Genomic DNA, 253 nt, shown 5'->3' on the forward strand with positions numbered 1-253 from the left:
CACCGTGCTGAGCTAGGTGCTTTCCAAAACCGTTTCGACCACGCTATCAGCAACTTAGACAACATTAACGAGAACGTTAATGCATCTAAGAGCCGTATTAAAGATACCGATTTCGCGAAAGAAACGACTCAGATGACTAAGTCTCAGATCCTTTCTCAAGCTTCAAGCTCGATTCTTGCTCAAGCGAAGCAAGCACCGAACTCGGCACTTAGCCTACTAGGTTAATCGATTAAAAAGCCACGTTGACTATAAG

The 253-nt window shown here is 44.3% G+C and carries 1 protein-coding gene; it reads left to right on the forward strand.

Annotation, left to right across the window (positions count from 1 at the left end; translation table 11 throughout):
- A partial coding sequence (locus A136_RS10775; RefSeq protein WP_017063780.1) for a flagellin occupies positions 1-225 on the forward strand: 225 nt, incomplete at its 5' end.
- Between the last annotated feature and the right edge of the window lie 28 nt (positions 226-253).

The organism is Vibrio crassostreae 9ZC13 (assembly GCF_000272045.2).
Taxonomy (GTDB): domain Bacteria; phylum Pseudomonadota; class Gammaproteobacteria; order Enterobacterales; family Vibrionaceae; genus Vibrio; species Vibrio crassostreae_C.